This is a genomic window from Alistipes intestinihominis (genome assembly GCF_040095975.1).
Lineage (GTDB): Bacteria > Bacteroidota > Bacteroidia > Bacteroidales > Rikenellaceae > Alistipes > Alistipes senegalensis.
Window position 1 is genome coordinate 1 of sequence record NZ_JBBMFL010000026.1, and the last position, 23,356, is coordinate 23,356.

Sequence of the window (23,356 nt, forward strand, 5' to 3'; positions counted from 1 at the left end):
ATCGTCCGCCGGCCCTCGCACGCCGCCTCGATGCGGGCGATGTTGCGGGCGTTGACACCCGTCGGCCCGTCGATGCGCGTATCGTAGGGATGATACTCGACCTGACAACCCGCGAACACGGCTGCCAAAAACAGAAACAGCACCGAACGTTTCATAGGCCAACGGGATTGCGGACACCGGAACGCTCCTCCTCAACTCCGGAAGCGGATTCGGCCGTGCCCGGCCTGCGGCGGAGCAGGCTCTTGACTTTTCCTTTCGTGTGCTGCCGTTTTTCGAACAACAGACGGCGGACAGCCCCTTCGAGCTGAACGGTCGGAGCATCGGCCTGCAGGATTCCGGCATACTGCTTCAGGATGTAGAGATAGGCCGGGGTTCCGCACGACAGGCGGCGCAGATTTCTCAGACGCCGGCGCATGGACATATATTTGTGGAATGACATACGGTTGGTATCGATGACCTGAAAACAATACCGATCCTTCTCTTTCCGATACAGGATATTCCCGACATTCAAATCCTTATGCTCCACGCCCGCCCAGTGCATCCTGACCAGCAGTTCGGCCACGCCGTCGAGGACGCGTTTCGCCTCTTCCCGCTGCATGAACAACTCGGTTGTGGGGCGGATCGATTCGTAGTCCGTATACAGCGACACGAAATAGCAGTGCCGCATCGCCCCACCCTTTCGTATCTCCACGACGGCCACCTCCTCGGGCGTGTCGATGCCCAGCCGGCGCAGCTGCCCGGCATGCCGGTAGGCGCGCATGGCTTTGCTTTTGCGCAGCAGTCCGTAGGCGAAACGATTGAATAGCGAGAGGCGCTCGTAGCTCTTGACGACGAGCCGCATGCCGTCCGTCTCGAAGAGTTTGACCGTATTGCGGCCGCTGTGCAGCGTCTCTCCGTGCCGGGTGAAAAAGATCGGACGGGTCAGCCGTTCGACGAACGGCCGCAGGTGTTCGTAGCGGGGATTGATGAGTATCTTCATAATCAATAACGCCTTGCATTGTCCAAGCGGTAGGAGCTCGGAGAGGTTCCTGTTTTATTCTTGAAATAAACCCCGAAAAACGATTGGTTCGGGAAGTTGAGCTCGTAGGCGATCTGTTGGATACTGTGTTCGCTCGATGACAAGCGATGACAGGCTTCCTGAACGATTACGTCATCGATCCATTGCGAAGCTGTTTTGCCGCTGACCTCACGGATGACGGTTGACAGGTATTTCGGAGTCAAATTCATCTTCTCGGCATAGAACGCGACGGATCTGTCCTGCATGAAATATCGGGTCAGCAGTTGAATAAAGCGGCAGAAATATTCGCCTCTGCGGGTGCGGGCCGAATGCTCCGGCATAGCGACATGGTCTTTGCGTTGCAACAAATCGCTTACGGCGTATAACAACACGGCGATCATATGTTGCAAGACGATGCGACCGAGTGCGGAAGCGGAATTGTTTTCCGTGATCGCCAAGAACGCGAATAACAACCGATGGAATCGCAGGCGTTTCCCTGCCGTGAGATGCGACACGGGATTCTGCATGACCTTCAGCCGCAGATCGGTCATATCGCAGGCCGGAATCGGAACATATTGAAGGAGCGCAGGGTCGAACACCATGCAGCGTACCGCACAATTCCTACATGCGTACACGGTCACTGTCGAGCCGGGACGGAGCAACAACAAGGAGTTTCTCCGCAAGTCGTAGCGAGTATGGTCCACAGAGAGAGACATTGCTCCTCTGGTACACAACAGTATGCAGAATACTCCGGAGCGGAAGTGCCGATTGCGGAATGCCGTAGATTCCGCAAAGTCGGATTTCAACACGAGAAATCGTTCCGTAGTCTTCGTTTTCGATGTCAGGGCAACGTAACGGACTAACTCGTGAAACGAGAGCGTTTCGGTAATCTTCGTACAATTCGGCTTGTTCATGGTTCGGAATCGATATTCAAGTCCATCTCTTTTCGGACATTCTCTATTGTCTGTCGTCCTTTTTCAGTCGCCGCACCCCTCAAGACGGTAAAAAGTACGCGCATCGCTTCCTCGCGCTCCTCGTTCCGCGCCATATAGTTCTGCCAGAAAAACCTTTCGAGCAGTTTATAGTAAAGATCGCCGATCATATAACCCTCTTCTACGGCCTGATGGAAAATAGCGGGCTGCTGGCGTTGGATGCGTTGCGCTTCATGCAGAATGGTGTCGATTGCTTCCGGATATTCATCGACATCATCGAGGAATACCTGTTTCATCTTATCGAACGTATCGAATGCCACTACCGCCGAACGAATCAGCATTTCGAGCGGATTGACCTGTTTGCGACAGATCTCTTCCAATTCGTCGTCGAGTTGTTGAATCCCGTATTCGATGCTTTTCGATACGAGCGTGCGCTTGTCGTCGAAAAAATCGTATAAATCCCATTTGTCCATGCCGAGCCTTTCGGCGATTTTACGCATATTGAACGAGCGGATTCCCTCGGACTCGAAAAGGGCGAATACCGCTTTCAGAATTTCTTCACGTGTCATAATCTTATATGTTTTGAATTTTATGAATCATTACTGCCGGCATTTAGGCTTGCTTTTTATAGGTTGCTGCCGCCAGCGTATTGAATATCAGTGCGAATAATGCCAGAACCCCGTAATTGGGCAGCAGCTCGCCGACGGTCGTTCCTTTCAGATAGACGGCCCGCATGATTTCGACGAAATAGCGCGGCGGCAGGAAACGGGTAATGACCTGCGCCGGAGCAGGCATCGAGTCGATCGGGGTAATCAGTCCGCTCATCAGCACGAATATCATCACGAAGAAGAACATGACGAACATCGCCTGTTGCATAGTTTCCGATTTGTTGGCGATCGTTACGCCGATTCCCGACATGGTCAGAATGAACAGCGCCGCCGCCAGATAAATCGCTCCGGGAGAACCGTCCGGCCATAATCCGTAAACCAGTCCTGCAATCAGCATGACGAACGACAGTACGACGAATCCGATAATCCAGTAAGGAATCAGTTTGGCCAGTGTGAACGACAATCGCCCGACGGGCGTTACGTTGATCTGTTCAATCGTTCCCTTCTCCTTTTCTCCCACGAGATTGAGCGACGGCAGGAATCCGCAAATCATAATCAGGAGCATAATCATCAGTGCGGGAATCATGTAATTGCGGTATTCGAGCGTCGGATTGTAGCGATTCTCCACAACGACCAGATCCGTCGCAGCCGGCAATCCCTGCTCGCCCCGCAGTTCATTCATGGTCTGCATGACGGCCTGCACGGTATATTGCGATCCGAGGTTTCCTTTCAGCGCATTCACGCCATTGGCCGAGATACTGACTTTTTTCGGCGTCCCCGCAGCGAGCGCCCGCTCGAAATCGTCGGGGATTTCGACGACGACATCCACCTCTCCTTTTTCGAGCGCGGCGAGCGACGCTTCATAGCGCGACGAAACATCGTGCAGGGTAAAGTAATCCGAAGCGTCGATTTTCCGAATCAACCGCCGCGAGGCTGCCGTGTGGTCGTTATCGACTACCGAAACGCTGATATGCCGAACGTCCATCGTCGTAACCCACGGAATGACGAACATGATCATCATGGGAAAAATCACGACCATCTTCGGCAGAAAGGCATTCCGGAAGAATTGCCGGAACTCCTTATCGAGTAATACAAGTAGTGTACGCATGGTTATTCGAGTTTATCGTTGAACTTTTTGAGCGCCACGCCGACCAGTGCCGCCGTCATTATCGACAGGATGCAAAACTCCTTGATTACGGCAGCAAAGGGCAAGCCCTCGATCATCAGTTTCCGCACGGCTTCGATATACCATCGCGCAGGGATGATACTCGATACGCCGCGCAGGATGCCGGGCATATTCTCGATCGGGAACACCATACCCGAAAGCATGATAATCGGCAGCATCAGCATCATGGCGGAAATCAGCAACGCCGTGGACTGTCGGTCGGAAAGCGTCGATATGAACAGCCCGAGCGCGAGTGCCAGCATCAGATAGAGCAGCGATATTCCTACCAGTCCGATCATGGAACCCGACATCGGCATATCGAGGACGAACGTTGCCAACAGCAGAATAGAGGCGAGATTGACGCACGAGAGCAGGAAATAGGGAATCATCTTGGCGAAAATGATCCACATCGGCCTCACGGGCGACACCAGAAGAATCTCCATCGTTCCCATCTCTTTCTCGCGCACGATGGACACCGAGGTCATCAGGGCGCAAATCAGAATGAAGATGAGCCCCATAATGCCCGGCACGAAGTTATAGGCGCTTTTCATCTGCGGGTTATACAGCAGATGGGTGTCCGGCATGGCGGCTCCGGCACGCTGGTTCGCCAGTAGGACGCTCTGCATATATCCGGCTCCGGCGACCGCCGTATTGGGATTCGAGGCGTCGAAAATAATCTGTACGGCTTTTTCGGACGCTCCGCCATTCGCTGCCGCCATGATCTGACGGTCGTAATCGTCCGCAAAGACGGCCACGGCATCGACATCGCTGCGGCGCAGGACGTCGTTTATCTCTCCTCCGTCAATGTATCCCTTGAACGTAAAGTAAGGGTTGGACGAAAGCCGTTCCACCTGACCGCGTATCGCTTCCGTCCGATTCGGAGCGACGGCTGCAAAATCTATGTTTTCGGTCTCCACCGAAATGGCGAACCCGAACAGGAGCGTCTGTACGATGGGAACCAGCAGGGCGATGAACATCGTGCGCGGATCGCGCAGGATATGCAGCGTCTCTTTTTTGACAAATGATAAAAATCCTCCCATATTATTCGCTTCGTTTAGCACCGCGAGCCAGTATGCGGAACACTTCGTCCATCGACTCTGCGGCGAATTGTTTTTTCAGTTCGGCTGGAGCACCCAACGCACGCACCTGACCGTCTACCATGATCGATACGCGGGAGCAATACTCCGCTTCATCCATATAATGCGTCGTGACGAAGATCGTCGTGCCTTCGTCGGCCGCTTCATAAATCAGTTCCCAGAACTGGCGGCGCGTCACGGGGTCGACGCCTCCCGTGGGTTCGTCCAGAAAAACCACCTCGGGACGGTGTATGGTGGCGATGGCGAACGAAAGTTTCTGTTTCCAGCCCAGCGGCAGCGAGCCCACCAGCGTATTGATCTCCGAACGGAAATGCAACCGGTTGAGCATGACGACCGTGCGACGGATCATTTGATTCCGGGTAAGCCCATAAATACCGGCATAAAGCCGAATATTCTCCAATACGGTCAAATCATCGTAAAGGGAAAACCGCTGGCTCATATACCCGATGTGGCGCTTGATCTCTTCGCCTTGCGTCATCACATCGAGACCCGCCACCGTACCGCTGCCCGACGTAGGGTAACTCAACCCGCAAAGCATGCGCATCGCGGTGGTCTTCCCCGCACCGTTCGCACCGAGGAAGCCGAAAATCTCGCCCCGTGCGACATCGAATGTAATGCGATCGACGGCTTTGAAATCGCCGAACGTCTTGCATAACTCTTTTACGGATATAATCGGATCATTCATGGCGCATCAGTTTTATGAATACATCTTCGATACCTGCTTCGACGGGACGGACTACGACGTTCCTGAATCCCAAACCGGTCAGTTCATCCGCGAACCGTGCCGTGTCGAAGCCCCGTTCGGTAACCATGTGGTGTGCCTCCCCGAACGGATAGCACTCCTTTACCCCTCGTGTCCGCCGCGCTTCGATGAGCAAGCCGAACATCTCCTTGCTCGAAACGGCATAGAGCGGTTCGTCAAATCCGGCGACGATGCCCTGCGGGGTGTCGATACCGAGGATATGCCCTTCGTTAATCAGGGCGATACGGTCGCAGCGGCTCGCCTCGTCCATGTAGGGCGTCGATACGAGCATCGAAATGCCCTTCTTTTTCAACTCGGCGAGCATATCCCAGAACTCGCTGCGCGACACGGCATCGACCCCCGTCGTCGGTTCGTCGAGGAACAGAACCGACGGGCGATGAATCAGGGCGCAGCACAGGGCGAGTTTCTGTTTCATGCCTCCCGACAGTTTTCCTGCGCGGCGGGTACGGAACGGTTCGATTTGTTTGTAGATAGGAGCGATCAGGTCGTAGTTGTCTTCGACGCGGACTCCGAACAGGGCGGCGAAGAATGCGATATTCTCTTCGACGGACAGATCGGGATAGAGCGAGAAGCGTCCCGGCATGTAGCCGACCACCTCCCGAATCTGTTTGTACTCGGCAACGATGTCCATCCCATCGACCGTCGCCGTTCCGTTATCGGGATTGAGCAAGGTTGTCAGCAGGCGGAACAACGTGGTCTTGCCCGCGCCGTCCGGGCCGATCAGGCCGAACAGCTCGCCTTGCCGCACGTCGAACGAGACGCCATCCAAAGCCGTCACCTTCCCGTAACACTTGGTTAGTCCGTTAATTTCTATGGCGTTCTGCGTTTCCATCATTTCAATTTTAAGATTCGATTATGATTTACGCAGTTTCACTTCGCCGTAAAGTCCCAGCTTCAGCCGTCCGTCGTTCTTCACGGCGATCTTCACGGCATAGACCAGACTTGCCCGAGAGCTTTTGGTCTGGATGTTCTTGGGCGTAAATTCGCTCTCCGATGCGATCCACGTGATGCGTCCCGGATAGTCGATCTGTTCGTCCCCGCCGAAATCCGCCGTAACGGTCACCTCCTGTCCGATTTTCAGACTGCTCAACTGGTCGGAGGTAAAATAGGCCCGCAGGTAGACGTTCTCCATATCGGCGACCTTCATGAGCGGACGGCCGACGGCTGCCAGCTCACCCTGTTCGCTGTACTTGGCGAGCACCGTTCCCGAAATCGGGGATGCGATGCGGCTCTTCATGAGACGGTCTTCGATTTGGGCGATCTGCAATTCGAGCGCCGACGAATTTTCGTCGATGGCCGCCGTATTGTTGCCCAAAGTCGAAAGCAGTGCCTCCAACTGCCCGTTCAACACTTTGAGCGAAGCGTCTATGTCGTCGAGCTGTTTGGTAGTCGCTGCTCCGTCTTTCAGCAGATTGACGACACGGCTGCGCTCGATCTCCTGTTTGGCGATTTGTTCCCGCAACGCCGCTGCCTGTTTGCGGATGTCGGGACGATTGCTTATGACCGATGCCCGCTGGCGTTCGAGCTGGAGCTTTTGAAGGTAGAGCTGTACGGTATCTATCGCACCGATTTGTCTGCCTGCCTGCACGGCATCTCCCTCTTCCGCATCGAAGCTGAGAATACGCCCCGCCGCTTCGGCGGAAACGACGACCTCGGTCGCTTCGAATGTCCCCGTGGCATCGAAATCGTTGCCGCGTCCGCAAGCAACCATCGTAAGTAAAGTCGCGCTGTAAAATAAGATTCGTTTCATGATCGTTCTTTTTATTGGTTTATCGTATGTTTCAATTCGTAAATGGTCTTGACGAGTTCGATTTCGCGGGCGGAGCGGGCTGTTGCGGCCGTCGCCTCCTCCGTGATTTTGCGCAGCAGATCGTTCGTGTCGATTACACCGTTCCGCAATTTCGATTCGGCGGCTTCGCGCACCGAACGGCGCAGGGCCACGATGCGGTCGTCGTCGGCAAGGGCTTTGCGCAGACGGGCGATGTCTCCATTTTCGGCCGTCGTTTGCAGTTGCGTGTTGAACAGAAAGACCTCGCGCTGGACATCCACCTGCCGCTTGGCGGTGCGGAGTTTGTTCAATGAATTTTTCTTGGTGTAATAGGCTCCGAAATTCCACGACATCTTCACGCCGATCATCGCATTCCACGACCAGTCGCTGCTCATCATGCTCTCGAAGAAATCCATGCCCGGATAACCGTAGTATCCTTGTGCAAAGAGACCGAACCGAGGGCGCGTGGATGCCTTGACGAGTTTTTCCTGTGCAGTGAGTTTTTCTATTTTCGCATCGAACAGAGCCAGTTCCGGGCGGGCATTGTCATAAGAGACCGGCTGCTCGGTATCCGGCAGAATAAGCGGCTGCCCGCCCAATTCCTTTCCGATGAAGATTTCGAGCATCTGACGATAACTTGCACGGGAGGCTTCGATTTGAGTGAGCTGCTGACCTACGGTAAGAAGTTCCGCTTCGACCGCGTCGGCGTCGGTCTGCATGGCGACGCCGTTCCGTTGAAGCGACCGCACTTTTTCGAGGTTGCTGCGAAGTAGCTCGATCGTGAGGCGGGTTTGCCGAACCCGCTCGTCGAGGAGCAGAATGCCGAAATATAGATTGTCCACGCGACCTTCGAGCGTATGGAAATCCACATCCGTTGCACGGTTCTGTTCTTCGGCCTCCGCTTCGGCAATCCGTTTGTCGGCTTTCGTTTTGCCGCCGTCCCATATCGTCTGATTCAGCTCCAGAGCGATTTTGTACTGGTCTTTGTTGATTCCGGGAATGGCTACGCCCTGCTGCGACAGCATTCCGGTAAGAGCGTCGGGAAGCGTCGGAACGGCGGTCTGCCATGTGGCTTGCGCTGCGAATGCGATTTGGGGAATCCATGATTTATTGGCATTCGACAGAGTGTACTCCTTCGTTTGCCGAATCAAATCATACTGCCGGATTTCGGGATAGTGCTCACGCGCCAAGCGGCGGCACTCGTCGAGCGTCGGTTGTGCTCCGACGACATAGGCTGTCAGAAGACAACTGCAAAAAAGAAAGATGCGTTTCATAACTCCATTGATTAAAATATTTTTCTGATGCAAAATTATGGAGTCCGAACGGCGTAGTAAATGCCAAGATCATGGATATATTGAGCAATATCGACTATTTTAGCCGATATAATCCGAAAAGAAATGATATATTGGGAAATATGCGTTACATTTGTATCGTAAACGCGGATATGTTATGGATAGAGCAAGCATGATTCACGCAGAGCCGTACCTCAATAGTTTTATTCCCGAATACAATCATAAGTCGGGGATGTTTTTATGTATGTCGGGAACGGCGGAGGTGCTGATAAACAATTCGGTTTATCGTTTGGAGAAGGGGGTGTTGTATGTTGTCAGCCCGTTGGTGACCATTCATCGGATTTCACAGAGCGCGGATTTCGACGGGATTCATATCCTCGATGATTGGGAGGTTTTTTATCCGGTCATACATACCATTATCGATACGATTCTGCAATTGAAATTGCGGAACAGCCCTTGTTTGCGGTTGAATGAGACGGAGGTCGAATTTTTGATTTCGCGCAGCGATTTGATCGAGGCAAAACGCAGGGAGATGGAGAACGCCTCGATAGCGGAAGAGAAAAATCTGATTCTGCGTATGATTCAACTATTAGAGCAGGAGACGATGTTGGAAATCATCCGCGTCTATTTTCGCAATAAAACGGTAGAATCTCATCCGATGGACAAGAAAGAGAGCATCGTATATAATTTCATTTATTCTCTCCACTTCAACTTCAAACAGCAGCGTTCTGTAATGTTTTATGCTAAAGAAGCGCGATTATCGACCGGCTATTTTACGGCTGTCGTGAGGGAGAAGACCGGACGCACTCCTTCCGAATGGATTATCGACATAACGATAACCCAAGCGAAACTCCTGTTGGAGAAGACCAAGAAAAGCATCAAGGAGATTGCTGCCGATCTGAATTTCCCGGAACAGTTTACGTTCCGCAAGTATTTCAAGCAACACACGGGAATCGCTCCGAAAGAGTATCGGGCAAACAGCAGTTGTACTGACAATATATCGCGTTAATTGCCGATAAGAAAACAGTGTTTACTTCGTCAGGAATAGGACGAATGTAATTCTGAATAATAAATTTTCGAGTATTATTTGTTTTGATTATTCAAAAAGAATAACCATATTTGCAATGAATTAAAAAAGAGTTGTTTGAAAGTAAGAAGAACAAGCGGCAATAACCGTTTTGCAACTTACTTATCCATTGCCTTTTTTACACGATTTTCTTCTAAATCGTTAATGCCCAAATAAATATCATCTGGTGTATTAAAGATACGAATAAGCGAGGGCAATGTCAAATTTATTTGAACATTGCCGAGCGGGAGTATCTAAGGCGCAACCAAAGATACGAATAAGCTGAGAGAAAAAAGCAAGCTCGCCTGCATTTTTTCCGGGGCGGAGTATTTGAGGCGAAGCCAAAGATAGGTAAAAAACCGAAAACGAAAAAGCCGTCGGCGGCTGCCGGCGGCTTTTTCGTCCGTTTATCGGGATCAGTTGTTCTCGGGACGCAGCTTGCGCACCACGGCGCCGGTCTGCCACATCTCGCTTTCGTGCATCTCGCGCAGCTCTTCGTTGAGCTTCTCGCGGTAGTCGGGCTTGCTGTTGAGGTCGATCGAACGCTGGGCCTCGTTGCCGGCGGCCACCTCTTTGTAGAGCTCCTCGAAGACAGGTTTCGTGGCGTCGCGGAACTTTTTCCACCAGTCCAGCGCGCCGCGCTGGGCCGTGGTCGAGCAGTTGGCGTACATCCAGTCCATGCCGTTTTCGGCCACGAGCGGCATCAGCGACTGCGTGAGCTCCTCGACGGTCTCGTTGAAGGCTTCCGAGGGGGTGTGTCCGTTGGCGCGCAGCGTGTCGTACTGGGCTGCGAAGATGCCCTGAATGGCGCCCATCAGCGTGCCGCGCTCGCCCGTGAGGTCGGAGTAGACCTCGCGTTTGAAATCGGTCTCGAAGAGGTATCCCGAGCCGACGCCGATGCCCAGCGCCACCACGCGCTCGAAGGCGCGGCCCGTGGCGTCCTGGAACACCGCATAGCTCGAATTGAGGCCGCGGCCCTGGAGGAACATCCGGCGCAGCGACGTGCCCGAACCCTTCGGGGCTACGAGGATCACATCGACATCGGCCGGGGGCACGATGCCCGTGCGCTCCTTGTAGGTGATGCCGAAGCCGTGGGAGAAATAGAGCGCCTTGCCCGGTGCGAGGTGCTTTTTGATGGAGGGCCATACGGCGATCTGCCCGGCGTCGGAGAGCAGATACTGGATGATCGTGGCGCGCTCGGCGGCCTCTTCGATTTCGAAGAGCGTTTCGCCCGGCACCCAGCCGTCGGCGACGGCCTTGTCCCAGCTTTTCGAGCCCTTGCGCTGGCCGACGATGACGTTGAATCCGTTGTCGCGCAGGTTCAGCGACTGGCCGGGGCCCTGCACGCCGTAGCCGATGACGGCGATGGTTTCGTCTTTGAGGACTTCGAGGGCTTTCTTCAGGGGGAATTCCTCGCGGGTTACGACGTTCTCTTCGACGCCGCCGAAATTGATCTGTGCCATGATGTTTGTGATTTTAGTAAAGTTATTAAGTAATATTCGAACGTTATCTTGCTTATGCCGGTTACGCACTCGCCGCCTGAGGCGGCGTTTATGAATCCGACCCCACCCGGCTAAGAGCCTGTATTTTGGGACGATGCATTGGTATTGAGCATCGCACCCGTTCTGCGCATCATTCTTTCTGAAAGCCGTTTCTTAAACGGCCCGCAGGGGAGGGAGATGGCGTACTCTTTGGAGTGCGGATAATTTTTAATTCTTAATTTTTGATTCTTGATTTTTCAAGCTCTTCGAGGTATTCGTTCAGCAGTTCGCGCCGCGACTTGATGATGGCCACCGTGCCGCTGCGCACGAACTGCTGGACGCCGTAGGGCTGCAACAGCCGGAATAGCGCCTGCGTGTCGGCCTTGTGCCCGGTCTTTTCGACGACGATGTAGTCTTCGTCGATCTCCAGAATGCGGACGTTGTGTTTGCGCACGAGCTGTTCGACGCCCCGGCTGCGGGTCACCTTGTAGAGGGCGATCTCCTGCTGCACGACCTCCTCGGGGGTGTAGACGAAGGTCTTCAGCACGTCGATCTTCTTCTCGACCTGCCGCACGAGCTTGTCGATCTGCCCGGGGTCGGTGCGCACGACGATCGTGAACTTGTGGATGCCCGGGAGCGCCGATTCGGAGGTCGTGAGGCTCTCGATGTTGACATCGCGGCAGGAGAAGACCGTGGTGATCTGGCTCAGCAGCCCCACCTTGTTTTCCGAAAATACGGTGATGATATATTCCTGTTCCATACGCTGTTTCGTTTTACTCGAACCGGATGTCCGCCACCGGGGCGCCGGCCGGGACCATCGGGAAAATGTTCTCTTCGCTCTCGACCCGCACTTCCAGCAGGAAAGCGCCTGCGGAGGCTTTCATCGCGGCGACGGCTTCTGCAAGCTCCTCGCGGCGTTCGACGAGGCGGTATTCGATCCCGTTGCCGCGGGCGATGAGCCCGAAATCGGGGTTCGTCATCTCGGTGAAGGAGTAGCGGCGGTCGTAGAAGAGCTCCTGCCATTGCCGCACCATGCCGAGGAACGAGTTGTTCAGCAGCACGATCTTCACCGCGACGTGCGACTGGAAGATGGTCCCCAGCTCCTGAATGGTCATTTGCAGACCGCCGTCGCCGGCGAACAGCACCACTTCGCGGCCGGGGGCGCCCAGCTTGGCGCCGATGGCCGCCGGAAGCCCGAAGCCCATCGTTCCGAGGCCGCCCGAGGTCACTATGCTGCGGTTGCGGCGGAATCCGAAATAGCGCGCGGCGTTCATCTGCTGCTGGCCCACGTCGGTCACCAGCACCGCGTCGTTGTCGTAGGCCCGGGCCACGGCATCGACCGCCTCGCCCATGCGGATACGCCCCTCGCCGGGGTGCACCGCCTTGCGGACGACGGCTTCGTATTCGATGCGGTCGCACTCCCGGAACTCCCCGATCCAGGCGCTGTGGTCGCCCCGGCGGATGCGTTCGGTGAGCATCGGCAGCGTCTGCCTGGCGTCGCCCACGACGGGCACGTCGGCGTGGATGATCTTGTCGATCTCCGCGGGGTCGATCTCCAGATGGATCACCTTGGCGTTCTCGCCGAAGTGGGCCGGACTCCCCGTCACACGGTCGTCGAAGCGCATGCCGACGGCCACGATCAGGTCGCACTCCCGGTTTTTGATGTTGGGGCCGTAGTTGCCGTGCATGCCCAGCATGCCCACATACTGCGGGTGGTCCGACGGCAGGGCCGAGAGCCCCAGCAGCGTCGAGGCCGCAGGCATGCCGCTCTTTTCGAGGAACGCCCGCAGTTCGGCTTCGGCGTTGCCCAGCGTCACGCCCTGGCCCACCATCACCAGCGGACGGCGGGCGGCGTCGATCAGCCGGGCCGCCTCGGCGATGCGCTCCGCGTCGGGAGCGGGCGAGGGGACGTAGCTGCGGATGGAGGTGATCTTCTCATACCGGAAGGGGGCCGTGCCGCACTGGGCGTCCTTGGTGATGTCCACCACGACGGGGCCCGGACGGCCCGAGCGGGCGATATAAAAGGCTTTGGCGATGGCCCCCGGAATATCCTCGGTGCGCTTGACCTGACAGTTCCACTTGGTCACGGCCTGCGTGATGCCGACGAAATTGGTCTCCTGAAAGGCGTCGGTGCCCAGCAGCGAGGAGCCGACCTGCCCGGTGACGAGCACCAGCGGCGTGGAGTCCATCAGCGCGTCGGCCAGCCCCGTGACGGTGTTCGTGGCGCCGGGGCCGGAGGTCACGAGGCAGACGCCTACCTGTCCGCTGACGCGGGCGTAGCCCTGCGCGGCGTGCACGGCGCCCTGCTCGTGGCGGACGAGGATGTGGCGCAGGCGGTCGCGGTAGTCGTAGAGGGCGTCGTAGACGGGGATGATGGCGCCTCCGGGGTAGCCGAAAAGGGTGGTGACGCCTTCGTGGAGAAACGATTCGATCAGGGCCTTCGATCCCGTGATCGTGGGGTCGGAGGCCGTTTGTCGCTCTTCGGGACGGGATGTGTTCATAAGCGGGTCCGTTTTTTATTCTTCGTCGATGATGCGCACGGCGCCCTGGTCGGCCGAGCTCACGAGCCGTGCATAGGCCCGCAGGGAGGCCGGAACGCGGCGGTTGCGGTTTGCCGGACGGAACTCTTTCTGAGCGGCCATGCGGGCGGCCATTTCGGTGTCGTCGATCAGGAGGCGGATCGAACGGCGGGGAATGTCGATTTCGATTTCGTCGCCCGTGCGTATCACGGCGATCTCTCCGCCCGAGGCGGCCTCCGGCGAGACGTGGCCGATCGAGAGCCCCGAGGTGCCGCCCGAGAAGCGGCCGTCGGTGATCAGCGCGCAGGCTTTGTCCAGTTTCTTCGATTTGAGGTACGACGTGGGGTAGAGCATCTCCTGCATGCCCGGGCCGCCTTTGGGGCCCTCGTAGCGGATGACGACCACTTCGCCCGGCTGCACTTCGTCGGCGAGGATGCCGTTCATGGCCTGCTCCTGCGACTCGTAGACCCGGGCCGGGCCACGGAAGACGAAGAGTTTTTCGTCCACTCCGGCGGTCTTCACGACGCAGCCCGAGCGGGCGATGTTGCCCGTCAGCACGGCCAGTCCGCCGTCGCGGAAATAGGCGTGCTCCGCGTCGCGGATGCAGCCCGCCGTGCGGTCGGTGTCGGGCTCCTCGTAGTAGGTTTGCTGGCTCCCGAGTTCGCGGCTGTAATGGCCTGCCGGGGCGCTCAGCGCGCGGCGGCGGGCCGTGTCGGAGGCCGTGGGGGAGAGGATGTCGCAGGCGGCGACGGCTTCGCCGAGCGTGCGCCCGTCGATGCGGTGCACTGAGGTGTCGAGCAGCCCGGCGCGGTCGAGTTCGCCGAGGATGGCGAAGATGCCCCCGGCGCGGTTGACATCCTGGATGTGGTAGTGGGAGTTGGGTGCGACCTTGCAGAGCACCGGCACCCGCCGCGAAAGACGGTCGATGTCCTGCATCGTGAAATCCACGCCCGCCTCGTGCGCCACGGCCAGCAGGTGCAGCACCGTGTTGGTCGAGCCGCCCATGGCGATGTCGAGCGACATGGCGTTCTCGAAGGCGGCCTTGGTGGCTATCGAGCGCGGCAGGACCGAATCGTCGCCCGAGAAGTAGTAGCGTTCGGCGTTGCGGACGATGAGCGCCGCGGCGTCCTCGAAGAGCCGGCGGCGGTTGGCGTGCGTGGCGACGATCGTGCCGTTGCCCGGGAGCGAGAGTCCCAGCGCTTCGGTGAGGCAGTTCATCGAGTTGGCCGTGAACATCCCCGAGCACGATCCGCATCCGGGGCAGGCGCAGCGTTCGATCTGCGCGATCTCCTCGTCGCTGCACGTGTCGTCGGCGCCCATGACCATCGCGTCGATCAGGTCCACGCCGCGGCCCCGGAACTTCCCGGCCTCCATCGGGCCTCCCGAGACGAAGACCGTCGGGATGTTCAGCCGCATGGCGGCCATCAGCATCCCGGGGGTGATCTTGTCGCAGTTGGAGATGCAGACCAGCGCATCGACCTTGTGGGCGTTGGCCATGTATTCGACGCTGTCGGCGATGATCTCGCGCGAGGGCAGCGAGTAGAGCATGCCGTCGTGGCCCATGGCGATGCCGTCGTCCACGGCGATGGTGTTGAATTCCGCGGCGAAGCATCCGAGGGCTTCGATCCGCTGTTTGACGTACTGGCCGATTTCGTGCAGGTGCACGTGGCCCGGCACGAACTGGGTGAACGAGTTGGCGATGCCGATGATCGGGCGGCCGAACTGCTCCTCGCGCATGCCGTTGGCCCGCCAGAGGCTTCTGGCTCCCGCCATCCGGCGGCCCGTCGTGGTGACGGCGCTTCTGAGTGTGTGTTTCATCTTTCGGTTTCGGTTTCAGTCTGTGTTCCGGCCCGTGCCGGAAACGAAAAGGCCTTTCCCCGGCAGGAGAAAGGCTTTATCATATTCGTCGATCATGCACGCCACCTTTCTCCCGCTATCTTCTAAGGACGACGAGGTGCAGGGTAATGACGATAATGATCGAATGAAGCATGGTCTGTTTTTCGTATTCGTTCGAAACAAAAGTATGGATATTGAATCACTTAACCAAATAATTTCCTAAAAAAATTTAATATTGTGACAGTCCGGAAGCAGATTGCCCGATCGGCTTCGCATCTGTCCGCTCACGGCCCGGTTTGCTTACGATTTGATACCCTGATTTATGCCCCGAAATGCCTGTTCGGACCGTTTTTTGCCGGAAACGGCGCACGGAACTCCTCCGGACCTTTCATTTTCGAGCCCGGAATCTCTTTTTGCGCCTTTCGGGACTACTCCTATATATATAAAAAGCCCCTCTGTATTTTCCGAGGCGCTCTTACGAATTGTTACTTCGATTTGGATTTCTGAAATATTTGTTTTATATTTGCCGACGATGGTTATTGAACGGCATATCACGATGACTGGACGAGGTTGCGGATTTATCGGCAATCCCGTTGTTCGTACGTATGTCTTCACGACCGCCGCGACCACGACGACTGCCACGACGACTACGACCCCTGTGGGGGTTCGATAGTCAATATTCCGTCCGCATACCCGGTATGCACTTCCGGCCAAGGCTGCCGGAGCGGAAACCAGATCGGTTCAAGGTAGTCAAATTCAATAGAAAATTTCAATTATGAAACATATCCGAGTTTTCGCCCCCGGAACGGTGGCGAATCTGGGCTGCGGGTTCGACGTGATGGGGCTGACGCTCGACGGTGTCGGCGATTTGCTGGAGATCGGCGCCGAGGAGGGCGCCGAAGGATTGGAGATCCGCAACCTGAGCGGGATGAATCTTCCCGAAAATATCGAAGAAAACGTCATTACGCCCGCCCTGCGGGCCATGCTCGCGGCATACGGCCGTCCGGTGCGGATCGAGGTCACGATGCTCGAAAAGATCGCTCCCGGCAGCGGCATCGGGTCGAGCGCGGCCTCGTCGGCCGCCGCCGTCTACGGGCTCAACGAACTGCTCGACCGCCCCTTTTCGGGCAAGGAGCTCGTGGAGTTCGCCATGATGGGCGAGGCGCTGATCGGCGGCACGCCCCATGCCGACAACGTGGGGCCTGCGGTGCTGGGCGGCGTGGTGCTGATCCGCGGTTACGAGCCGTTCGACATCGTGCGGCTGCCCGTGCCCGACAACTTCTTCTACGCCGTGGCGCATCCCGCCATCGTCGTCAGCACGAAGGATGCCCGCGAGGTCCTGCCGCGCGAGATCCCCTTGTCGAAGGCCGTCGAGCAGTGGGGCAACGTCGGGGGGCTGGTGGCCGGATTTGCGCTGCGCGACGTGGCGCTGATCGGCCGTTCGATGCACGACGCCGTCGTGGAGCCCTATCGCAAAGGATTCATTCCCGGATACGATGAGCTGAAAGAACTGGTGCTGGCCGAAGGCGCGCTGGCGATGAATATCGCCGGATCGGGTCCGTCGGTCTTTGCGCTGGCCTCCGATTACGGGGTGGCGCAGCGCATCGCGGCGCAGATGGAACGTCATTTCCAGTCGCGGCAGATCGGCTGTCACACTTATGCGGGCCGCGTGTCGAACGCCGGAGCGCGTGTCGTAGAGCAATAAAACCATAGAACGATGAAATTTTACAGTACGAGAGATACGAAACGGGCCTGCGGCTGTTCGCTCCGCGAGGCCGCGATGATGGGGCTGGCTCCCGACGGCGGGTTGTTCGTCCCCGAACGCATTCCGCAAGCCGACATGGCCGAGGTCGAACGGCTGGCCGGGGAGTCCTACGCCGCGATGGCGGGCTATCTGGCCGGGTTGTTCTTCGGCGACGATTTCGACCCGCAGCTCCTGCGGCGGGAGCTGGAGTCGCTGTACGATTTCCCCGTACCCCTGCGGGCGGTGGGGTGCGGACGCTACACGCTGGAGTTGTTCCACGGTCCGACCTGCGCCTTCAAGGATTTCGGCGCCGGGTTCATGGGGCGTGCGATCGGCCTGCTGGGGGCCGCCGGCGAGCGGCTGGTGATCCTCACGGCCACTTCGGGCGACACGGGCAGCGCCGTGGCGCACGGGTTCTACGGCGTGCCGGGCGTCGATGTCGTGGTGCTCTATCCCGAGGGGAAGATCAGCCGCCTGCAAGAGTGTCAGATGACCGCCCTCGGGGGTAACATCCATCCGCTGCGGGTCGCCGGAACGTTCGACGACTGTCAGCGGCTGGTGAAGGAGCTCTTCGCCGATGCGGAGTTCCGCAAGCGGCGGCGCGTGACCTCGGCCAATTCGATCAACCTCCTGCGGTGGATTCCCCAGGCATTTTATTACTTCTACGGCTATTGCCGGTGGCGGCAGGCTGCGGGCGGCGACCGTCCGGTCATCGTCGTGCCGAGCGGCAACTACGGCAATCTGGCCGCGGGGATGCTGGCGCAGCGCATGGGACTGCCCGTCGGGGGCTTCGTGGCGGCCTCGAACATCAACGACGTGGTGCCCGAATTCCTCCGCACGGGCGTCTATCGTCCGCGGCCGTCGGTGCGGACTCCGGCCAATGCGATGGATGTCGGCGCCCCGAGCAATTTCGAACGCATGCTGTGGCTTTGCGGAGGCGATCCCGAGGCCCTGCGTGGCGAGCTGGAGGGATTCCGCTGCGACGACGCCTGCATCCGCCGCACGATCGACGAGCTGTACGAGCGTCACGGCTATTTCTCCGATCCCCACAGCGCCGTCGGATATGCGGCTTCGATGGCCGTCGGCAAACCGGGATTTTACCTTTCGACGGCCCATCCCGCCAAGTTCGGGGAGGTCATCGCCTCGGTGACCGGGGCCCGGGTTCCGCTTCCCGAACGGCTCGAGGAGCTGACACGCAGGCCGCAGCGTTCGGAACCCCTTGCCGTCGATCTCGCGGCCCTCGAAGCGTACGTCGAAAAGGTCTGAATCCGCCCGGCTAAGAGCCGGGTTTGAGAAAAGGTCAGAGTGCAGAACAGGTTTCGACACGGGAACTTCTGCCACCGACCCTATAACCCGTTTTTTAGCGGGCAGCGGGCTGAAAACAAATGGCAGGCTTAATATTTGTTTCTTTTCGTTGTGTTTTTATTTTGCTTTTGTTTATATTTGTTGCGTGAAAGCAAAATAAACTACCGATGAATCTCAAACGTCTGCTCTCTTTTCTGATCGTTCCGTTGTTGCTGACGGCCTGTCCCTCGGGCCGTAACCGTGCGGATGCTCCCGATTTAGGCAAACTGCCCCGCACGATCCTGTCGGGCGAACAGGGTCCGTTCCACGTGCAGGGCATCGCTGTCGATCTCGAACGCGGTTACATCTACTTCTCCTTTACGACCAAACTGTTGAAAATGGACCTCGCGGGGAACCTGATCGGCAGCGTCGATGGCTTGACCGGGCATTTGGGCTGCCTGACGATGAATCCCGCCGACGGGCGTGTCTACGGCTCGCTCGAATACAAGGACGACGCCATCGGCAAAGGCATCCGCAAGACCCTCGACGGGGAGTCGGAGGGCGCGGACCAGACGGGATTTTACATTGCCGTATTCGACGTGGACCGCATCGTGCGTCCCGATATGGATGCGGAGCGGGACCGCGTGATGACGGCCGTTTATGTCAAGGAGGCCGTTGACGATTATTTCGCGGAGACCGTGAATGGCGGGCGGACGGTGGCCCACCGTTTCGGATGTTCGGGCATCGACGGCGTGACCTTTGCGCCCCGCTTCGGCAGCGGGGAGGAGGGCGATTGGCTCTATGTGGCCTACGGCATCTACGGCGACACGCTGCGCACGGACAACGACTATCAGGTGCTGCTGGCCTACGATACGAAGGAGTGGAAACGCTATGAACAGCCCCTCTCGCAGTCGAACCTGCACAAGAGCGGCCCTGCGGCCCCCGACCGCAAATATTTCGTCCGCACGGGCAACACCTCCTACGGCATTCAGAATCTGGCTTACGATCCGGCTTCGGGCAACCTCTATGCGGCGGTCTACAAAGGCAAGAAACCGCACTATCCGAACTGGTCGCTCTTCGTGATCGACGGCAGCAAGCCCGCCCGTCGGGAATCCTTGCAGGGTTTCGACACCCCGACCGAGGGCGAGGTGCTCTCGTTGGTGGAGGCCGGAAACCCGGACGGCGGCATCGGCGGATGGAATTTCAAATGGGGTGCGACGGGGTTGTGCCCGTTGGGCGGCGGTTATTTCTACATTTCGGAGAACGCCCGTTCGAAAGAGACCCGCCAGCAGAGCAGCACCGTCCGTCTGTACGAATGGACGGGCGATGCCGCAATTCCGTTCCGGGCGGTGGAGTAGCACCTCCTCCTCCGGATCGGGATGCGGACGTTGCCGTTGTTTCCGGCTGCGGCTCCGATGGGCATCCTTCTAAAACACGACAGGTTGATTGGGTAAATATTGGACGACACGCTTTTCGACGCAATTAATGCGCCGGAAAGCGTGTCGTCATAGAGGACAGTTCGCTGCCACTCCTTTTATTCCGCCTTTTTCAGGAACGGATAGCAGGTGAAATTCTCATCGGCGATCCGGTAATAGGGCACATATTCGATGCCTGCTTCGGAACACTCTACTTTGAACCGCAGCGGGTCATTGTTTTCCGGTTTCAGCTTCGACGGCAATTCCGATGGGGAAACCGGGATGTCGAGGAATCCCTTCTCTTCGGACGGACTCATGGCCGCCATCAGCAGCGGGCCGTACTCCAATGCATAGGCTTCAGTGCCTTTGAAGCCTTCGGCCGTGCCGTTGTATTTGGTCAGGCGGAAGCCTATGGGCAGCGTGAATGCGATTACATCGCCCTTTTTCCAGGTCCGTTTCAGTGCGAGATAGCTGCCCGGTCGGCCGGTTCCGACCCGCTTCCCGTTGACGGTCACCTCCATAGGCGCATCGGCCCATTGCGGAACGCGGAGACGTATGTTGCTGTATGCTTTGCCGTTTCCGGGCGATACGGTAAGTTTTACTTCGGGATTCTCGGGAAACGCGGTCTGCATACGAACAGACATTTCATTGCCGTCCGACTGTGTCCATTCGATCGTGGATTCGTTGAAAAGATTGACGTAGATGCCGTCGTCGGCTATCGAATAGATGAATTCGGGCAGAGCTCCGAACCATCGCGTACCCTGGCCTTCGCAACAGGTATTGTGGTTTTCGCCCCGGTTTTTGTGGCCGACGAGCATGGCGTGGTAGATGATGCTGCCGTCCTGGGTCTGGTTGGCGATTCCGACGTTGTAGATTGATTTTTCGATTTCGTTCGCATATTTCTCTTCGTCGGGGAAAACGGCATGAAGCTGCTGGTTGAGGAACGACCAGAACGAGTTGCCGCAGAGTTCCCCCGTTCCCAGCCGCAACAGGTAGGATTTGGGCGGGTATTCGAGTTTTTCGCAGATGCTGATGCTGCCGCCCGTGTGCTGGAAATAATCGTGATAGATGTCCCAGCCGCCCAATACGGCTTCCAGGTAGCGTTCCTCACCGGTGGCCATATACATATCCATATAGGCGTTCAGGGTGACGATCAGGTAGCAATGGGGACGGTCGTAGGGGATTTTCCAGATGGCGTCCACGTCTCTGTCGGCCAGCTGGTCCATCCAGAAATTTTCCTGGTAGTAACGCTGGGCGACCTGAATGTCGAGGGGTTTGCCTACCGGAGTGTGGTAGAGCCGGGTGCTGGGGATGATGCCCTGGCGGCCGAACGCACCGCGGCGCACCAGTTCGGGCAGGTAGGGACAGGTGTTGAACCAGTCGTAAAATTTCCGCAGCATGGGGTAGGCTTTGGTGTTTCCGGCGATGGCGGCTTCGAGCAGGCCTTGTGATACCCACGAACGGCAATAGCCGCCGTATTCGAAGACCAGAATCTCGTTTTCGGGATACCCGACCAAGTAACCGTTCGGTTCGGCGCATTCTTCGATGCCGTCCACGATTTGGTTCATCCGTTTTCGCAGTTCGGGATCGTCTTTCCAGCGAAGCTGGTTGCCCGTACCCATCAGGAATCGCCCTGCGACGGACCCCGGCAGGTATTTGAGCCATTCGATGTCGATGTCGCGGTCCTTCTTTTCGGAAACGGGCTTGCCGGCGCGGATGCGGAAATCGCGCAGCATGTCGTTGACGGTGAACGAGGTGAGGAGGTAGTGGGCGTTGCGGTCCATGACCTCGCCGAACAGTCCGCCGACCCTGACCCCTTTGTGCGGGACGCGGAGTTCCGCTTTGACGGGACGCCACGAATCGGGTGAAGTGACATTCTCCGGGCAATCCAATACGGCGAGTTCGCCCATCGGACGGGGAGCCCGCAATAATTGATGTTTACCCAGATACCCCCGGCCGGAATCGCTGAGCGTGCGTCCTTCGGCGATGTCCTTACCGCCCGATATTACCTCGAAACGCCATAGGTCGAACGAGTATTTTTTCTGGAATTCGGGCAGTTTGGTGACCGTCAGCCGCACATAACGGCCCGAAACCGGTTCGGACGGGGCGTAGGAATCCACCTTGTCCACGATCGTGACTTCATAATCCTGTGCTGTTTGATCGGAGATCAGGCGGGGGTTGACGAAGGCTTCGTTGTCGGCGGCTTCGAGTTTGAAGCGCACCGGAAACCGGGGACGCCACACGGCGAGCCACCAGTCCCAGATAACCGGATAGAGTTTTACCTGATCTATGGGGTAAGAACGTCCTAAATCGACCTGCATCCAACAGGTGTCGGTCGGGGAGTCGGCTGGCACGGAGCTGTAAACCGAGTAGTTGGCCAGCTTGGCTATTCGTTCCACGCCCATCGGGCCTCCTTTCAGGTCGGACACCTCCTGTGCCGGAGCGGTCGTACAGACAGCTCCGGCCAGCAGTGCGGCGCAGATCAACAGCATTGTTTTCTTCATCGTTCCGGATTATTTTCCTCTTCTTTGATTCAGTTTTTGTAATCCGACGGCTTCACCCAGAGCATTAAGCATACCGTATCCGAAGCGGTTATCGGGAAGCAGGTAGTGTCCTTCGCTCCATTCGTTGAAGCATGCGATGGTTACGAAGCGCGGCACGTCGGGATGCCGGTTCAGATAAGCGAACGACGCTTGTACGAACGCTTTGAAAGCTGCGGGACTTTCGTTGACGAATATCGTGCATCCGGGCCATGCCTTGCGGTTGCCTTTCGACGGCCCTCCTGAAGGCATCACATAACGCGGTGTCGAATCCCAACCTGCACCGATGCTCGGCACATAGGGAATATCGAAATCACGATGGTGTTCGGGCCAGAGTTTGTAGGCCACGTCGGCAGATGCTACACCGTAATCAGGGTATTCGATTTCGTTCGGCTGGAAACGTCCGGCAATCCAGTCAAGCGGATTGTACGAACCTACCGTGTTGTAACCGGCAGCCTTCATGTTGCTCGAACTGAAACCGGTGATGTGGAAATGGATGCCCGCATGTCCCAGTTTTACGGCCAGTCCGCGCAACTCGGTGAAGAGTTTCTGAACCCCTTCCAGTCCGAGTTTCTGTTCCAGACGGCGGGCATCCCAGATGCAGATGACGGGTTTGCCGTCGATTTTCCAGTAGTTCGGTTGGTTGAAATAACGGGTGACGATGTAGGAAAGGCTTCGGAAAGCCTCCTCATAGGAAAAATCCGGGGCATCGAAACTGGGCGGATAGGCGTTGCTTCCGTCAGTCTGCTTCGTGGGATAGAGGATATACCACGGATGATTGGTCCACATGCAGGCGAATTTCACGTCGTTGGTGTTCTTCGCTTCGAGAAACCCTTCTTCGAGCGCCTC

The 23,356-nt window shown here is 57.3% G+C and carries 19 protein-coding genes; 4 read left to right on the top strand and 15 right to left on the bottom strand.

Going from position 1 to position 23,356, the window contains the following annotated elements; all coding sequences use genetic code 11:
* Positions 1 to 151: 151 nt before the first annotated feature.
* Genes WMO46_RS14845 through WMO46_RS14885 form a run of 9 tightly spaced genes read right to left on the bottom strand, consistent with a single transcriptional unit; the run spans position 152 to position 8,604 of the window.
* Positions 152 to 979 (bottom strand): lipopolysaccharide kinase InaA family protein, encoded by an 828-nt coding sequence (locus WMO46_RS14845; protein WP_129650429.1) that lies wholly within the window; start codon positions 977 to 979, stop codon positions 152 to 154.
* Between the two features lie 2 nt (positions 980 to 981).
* Positions 982 to 1,911: a helix-turn-helix domain-containing protein gene (locus tag WMO46_RS14850; RefSeq protein ID WP_349094597.1), complete on the bottom strand. Its 930-nt coding sequence runs from the start codon at positions 1,909 to 1,911 to the stop codon at positions 982 to 984.
* A complete protein-coding gene (locus WMO46_RS14855; protein ID WP_129650425.1) occupies positions 1,908 to 2,498 on the bottom strand; it encodes a TetR/AcrR family transcriptional regulator in 591 nt (196 codons plus the stop codon). The genes WMO46_RS14850 and WMO46_RS14855 overlap by 4 nt, the downstream gene beginning before the upstream one ends.
* 43 nt (positions 2,499 to 2,541) lie before the next feature.
* The gene (locus WMO46_RS14860) at positions 2,542 to 3,645 is read right to left on the bottom strand and encodes an ABC transporter permease (RefSeq protein WP_129650424.1); all 1,104 of its coding nucleotides are present in this window, start codon (positions 3,643 to 3,645) and stop codon (positions 2,542 to 2,544) included.
* 2 nt (positions 3,646 to 3,647) lie between these two features.
* Positions 3,648 to 4,742: an ABC transporter permease gene (locus tag WMO46_RS14865; protein ID WP_129650423.1), complete on the bottom strand. Its 1,095-nt coding sequence runs from the start codon at positions 4,740 to 4,742 to the stop codon at positions 3,648 to 3,650.
* 1 nt (position 4,743) lies between these two features.
* A complete protein-coding gene (locus WMO46_RS14870; protein ID WP_129650422.1) occupies positions 4,744 to 5,484 on the bottom strand; it encodes an ABC transporter ATP-binding protein in 741 nt (246 codons plus the stop codon).
* Positions 5,477 to 6,394: an ABC transporter ATP-binding protein gene (locus tag WMO46_RS14875; protein ID WP_129650421.1), complete on the bottom strand. Its 918-nt coding sequence runs from the start codon at positions 6,392 to 6,394 to the stop codon at positions 5,477 to 5,479. Before WMO46_RS14875 ends, WMO46_RS14870 begins: the two co-directional genes overlap by 8 nt.
* Before the next feature lie 21 nt (positions 6,395 to 6,415).
* Positions 6,416 to 7,312 carry an HlyD family secretion protein gene (locus tag WMO46_RS14880; RefSeq protein WP_129650420.1) on the bottom strand — a complete coding sequence of 299 codons (897 nt, stop codon included), beginning with the start codon at positions 7,310 to 7,312 and terminating at the stop codon, positions 6,416 to 6,418.
* 11 nt (positions 7,313 to 7,323) lie between these two features.
* Complete coding sequence (locus WMO46_RS14885) at positions 7,324 to 8,604, bottom strand: TolC family protein (protein WP_129650417.1); 1,281 nt, start codon at positions 8,602 to 8,604, stop codon at positions 7,324 to 7,326.
* Positions 8,605 to 8,779: 175 nt separating this feature from the next.
* Here WMO46_RS14885 and WMO46_RS14890 point away from each other — a divergent pair, with 175 nt between their 5' ends.
* The gene (locus WMO46_RS14890) at positions 8,780 to 9,631 is read left to right on the top strand and encodes a helix-turn-helix domain-containing protein (RefSeq protein ID WP_129650415.1); all 852 of its coding nucleotides are present in this window, start codon (positions 8,780 to 8,782) and stop codon (positions 9,629 to 9,631) included.
* Between the two features lie 473 nt (positions 9,632 to 10,104).
* Here the strand turns inward: WMO46_RS14890 and ilvC are convergent, their stop codons facing one another.
* The 4 genes from ilvC to ilvD all read right to left on the bottom strand — a co-directional run bounded on the left by ilvC (position 10,105) and on the right by ilvD (position 15,506).
* The gene (gene ilvC, locus WMO46_RS14895) at positions 10,105 to 11,151 is read right to left on the bottom strand and encodes a ketol-acid reductoisomerase (RefSeq protein WP_349094598.1); all 1,047 of its coding nucleotides are present in this window, start codon (positions 11,149 to 11,151) and stop codon (positions 10,105 to 10,107) included.
* Between the two features lie 253 nt (positions 11,152 to 11,404).
* Positions 11,405 to 11,929 (bottom strand): acetolactate synthase small subunit, encoded by a 525-nt coding sequence (gene ilvN / locus WMO46_RS14900; protein WP_019149858.1) that lies wholly within the window; start codon positions 11,927 to 11,929, stop codon positions 11,405 to 11,407.
* A 13-nt stretch (positions 11,930 to 11,942) separates the two neighbouring features.
* The gene (gene ilvB, locus WMO46_RS14905) at positions 11,943 to 13,670 is read right to left on the bottom strand and encodes a biosynthetic-type acetolactate synthase large subunit (protein WP_288660784.1); all 1,728 of its coding nucleotides are present in this window, start codon (positions 13,668 to 13,670) and stop codon (positions 11,943 to 11,945) included.
* Positions 13,671 to 13,685: 15 nt separating this feature from the next.
* Positions 13,686 to 15,506 (bottom strand): dihydroxy-acid dehydratase, encoded by a 1,821-nt coding sequence (ilvD, locus tag WMO46_RS14910; RefSeq protein WP_349094599.1) that lies wholly within the window; start codon positions 15,504 to 15,506, stop codon positions 13,686 to 13,688.
* A 793-nt stretch (positions 15,507 to 16,299) separates the two neighbouring features.
* On the opposite strand from ilvD, the gene WMO46_RS14915 reads away from it, so the two are divergent.
* The 3 genes from WMO46_RS14915 (at position 16,300) to WMO46_RS14925 (ending at position 19,910) form a co-directional block, all read left to right on the top strand.
* Positions 16,300 to 17,229 carry a homoserine kinase gene (locus tag WMO46_RS14915; protein ID WP_019149862.1) on the top strand — a complete coding sequence of 310 codons (930 nt, stop codon included), beginning with the start codon at positions 16,300 to 16,302 and terminating at the stop codon, positions 17,227 to 17,229.
* A 12-nt stretch (positions 17,230 to 17,241) separates the two neighbouring features.
* Complete coding sequence (thrC, locus tag WMO46_RS14920) at positions 17,242 to 18,534, top strand: threonine synthase (RefSeq protein WP_019149863.1); 1,293 nt, start codon at positions 17,242 to 17,244, stop codon at positions 18,532 to 18,534.
* A 206-nt stretch (positions 18,535 to 18,740) separates the two neighbouring features.
* Positions 18,741 to 19,910, top strand: coding sequence for a hypothetical protein (locus WMO46_RS14925; protein WP_349094600.1), 1,170 nt, complete (start codon positions 18,741 to 18,743; stop codon positions 19,908 to 19,910).
* A 176-nt stretch (positions 19,911 to 20,086) separates the two neighbouring features.
* Here the strand turns inward: WMO46_RS14925 and WMO46_RS14930 are convergent, their stop codons facing one another.
* Together WMO46_RS14930 and WMO46_RS14935 are read right to left on the bottom strand one after the other, a co-directional pair.
* Positions 20,087 to 22,471, bottom strand: coding sequence for a beta-L-arabinofuranosidase domain-containing protein (locus WMO46_RS14930; protein WP_129650405.1), 2,385 nt, complete (start codon positions 22,469 to 22,471; stop codon positions 20,087 to 20,089).
* Positions 22,472 to 22,480: 9 nt separating this feature from the next.
* Positions 22,481 to 23,356 (bottom strand): glycoside hydrolase family 99-like domain-containing protein (locus tag WMO46_RS14935; RefSeq protein ID WP_349094601.1); only part of this gene is annotated, 876 nt, incomplete at its 5' end.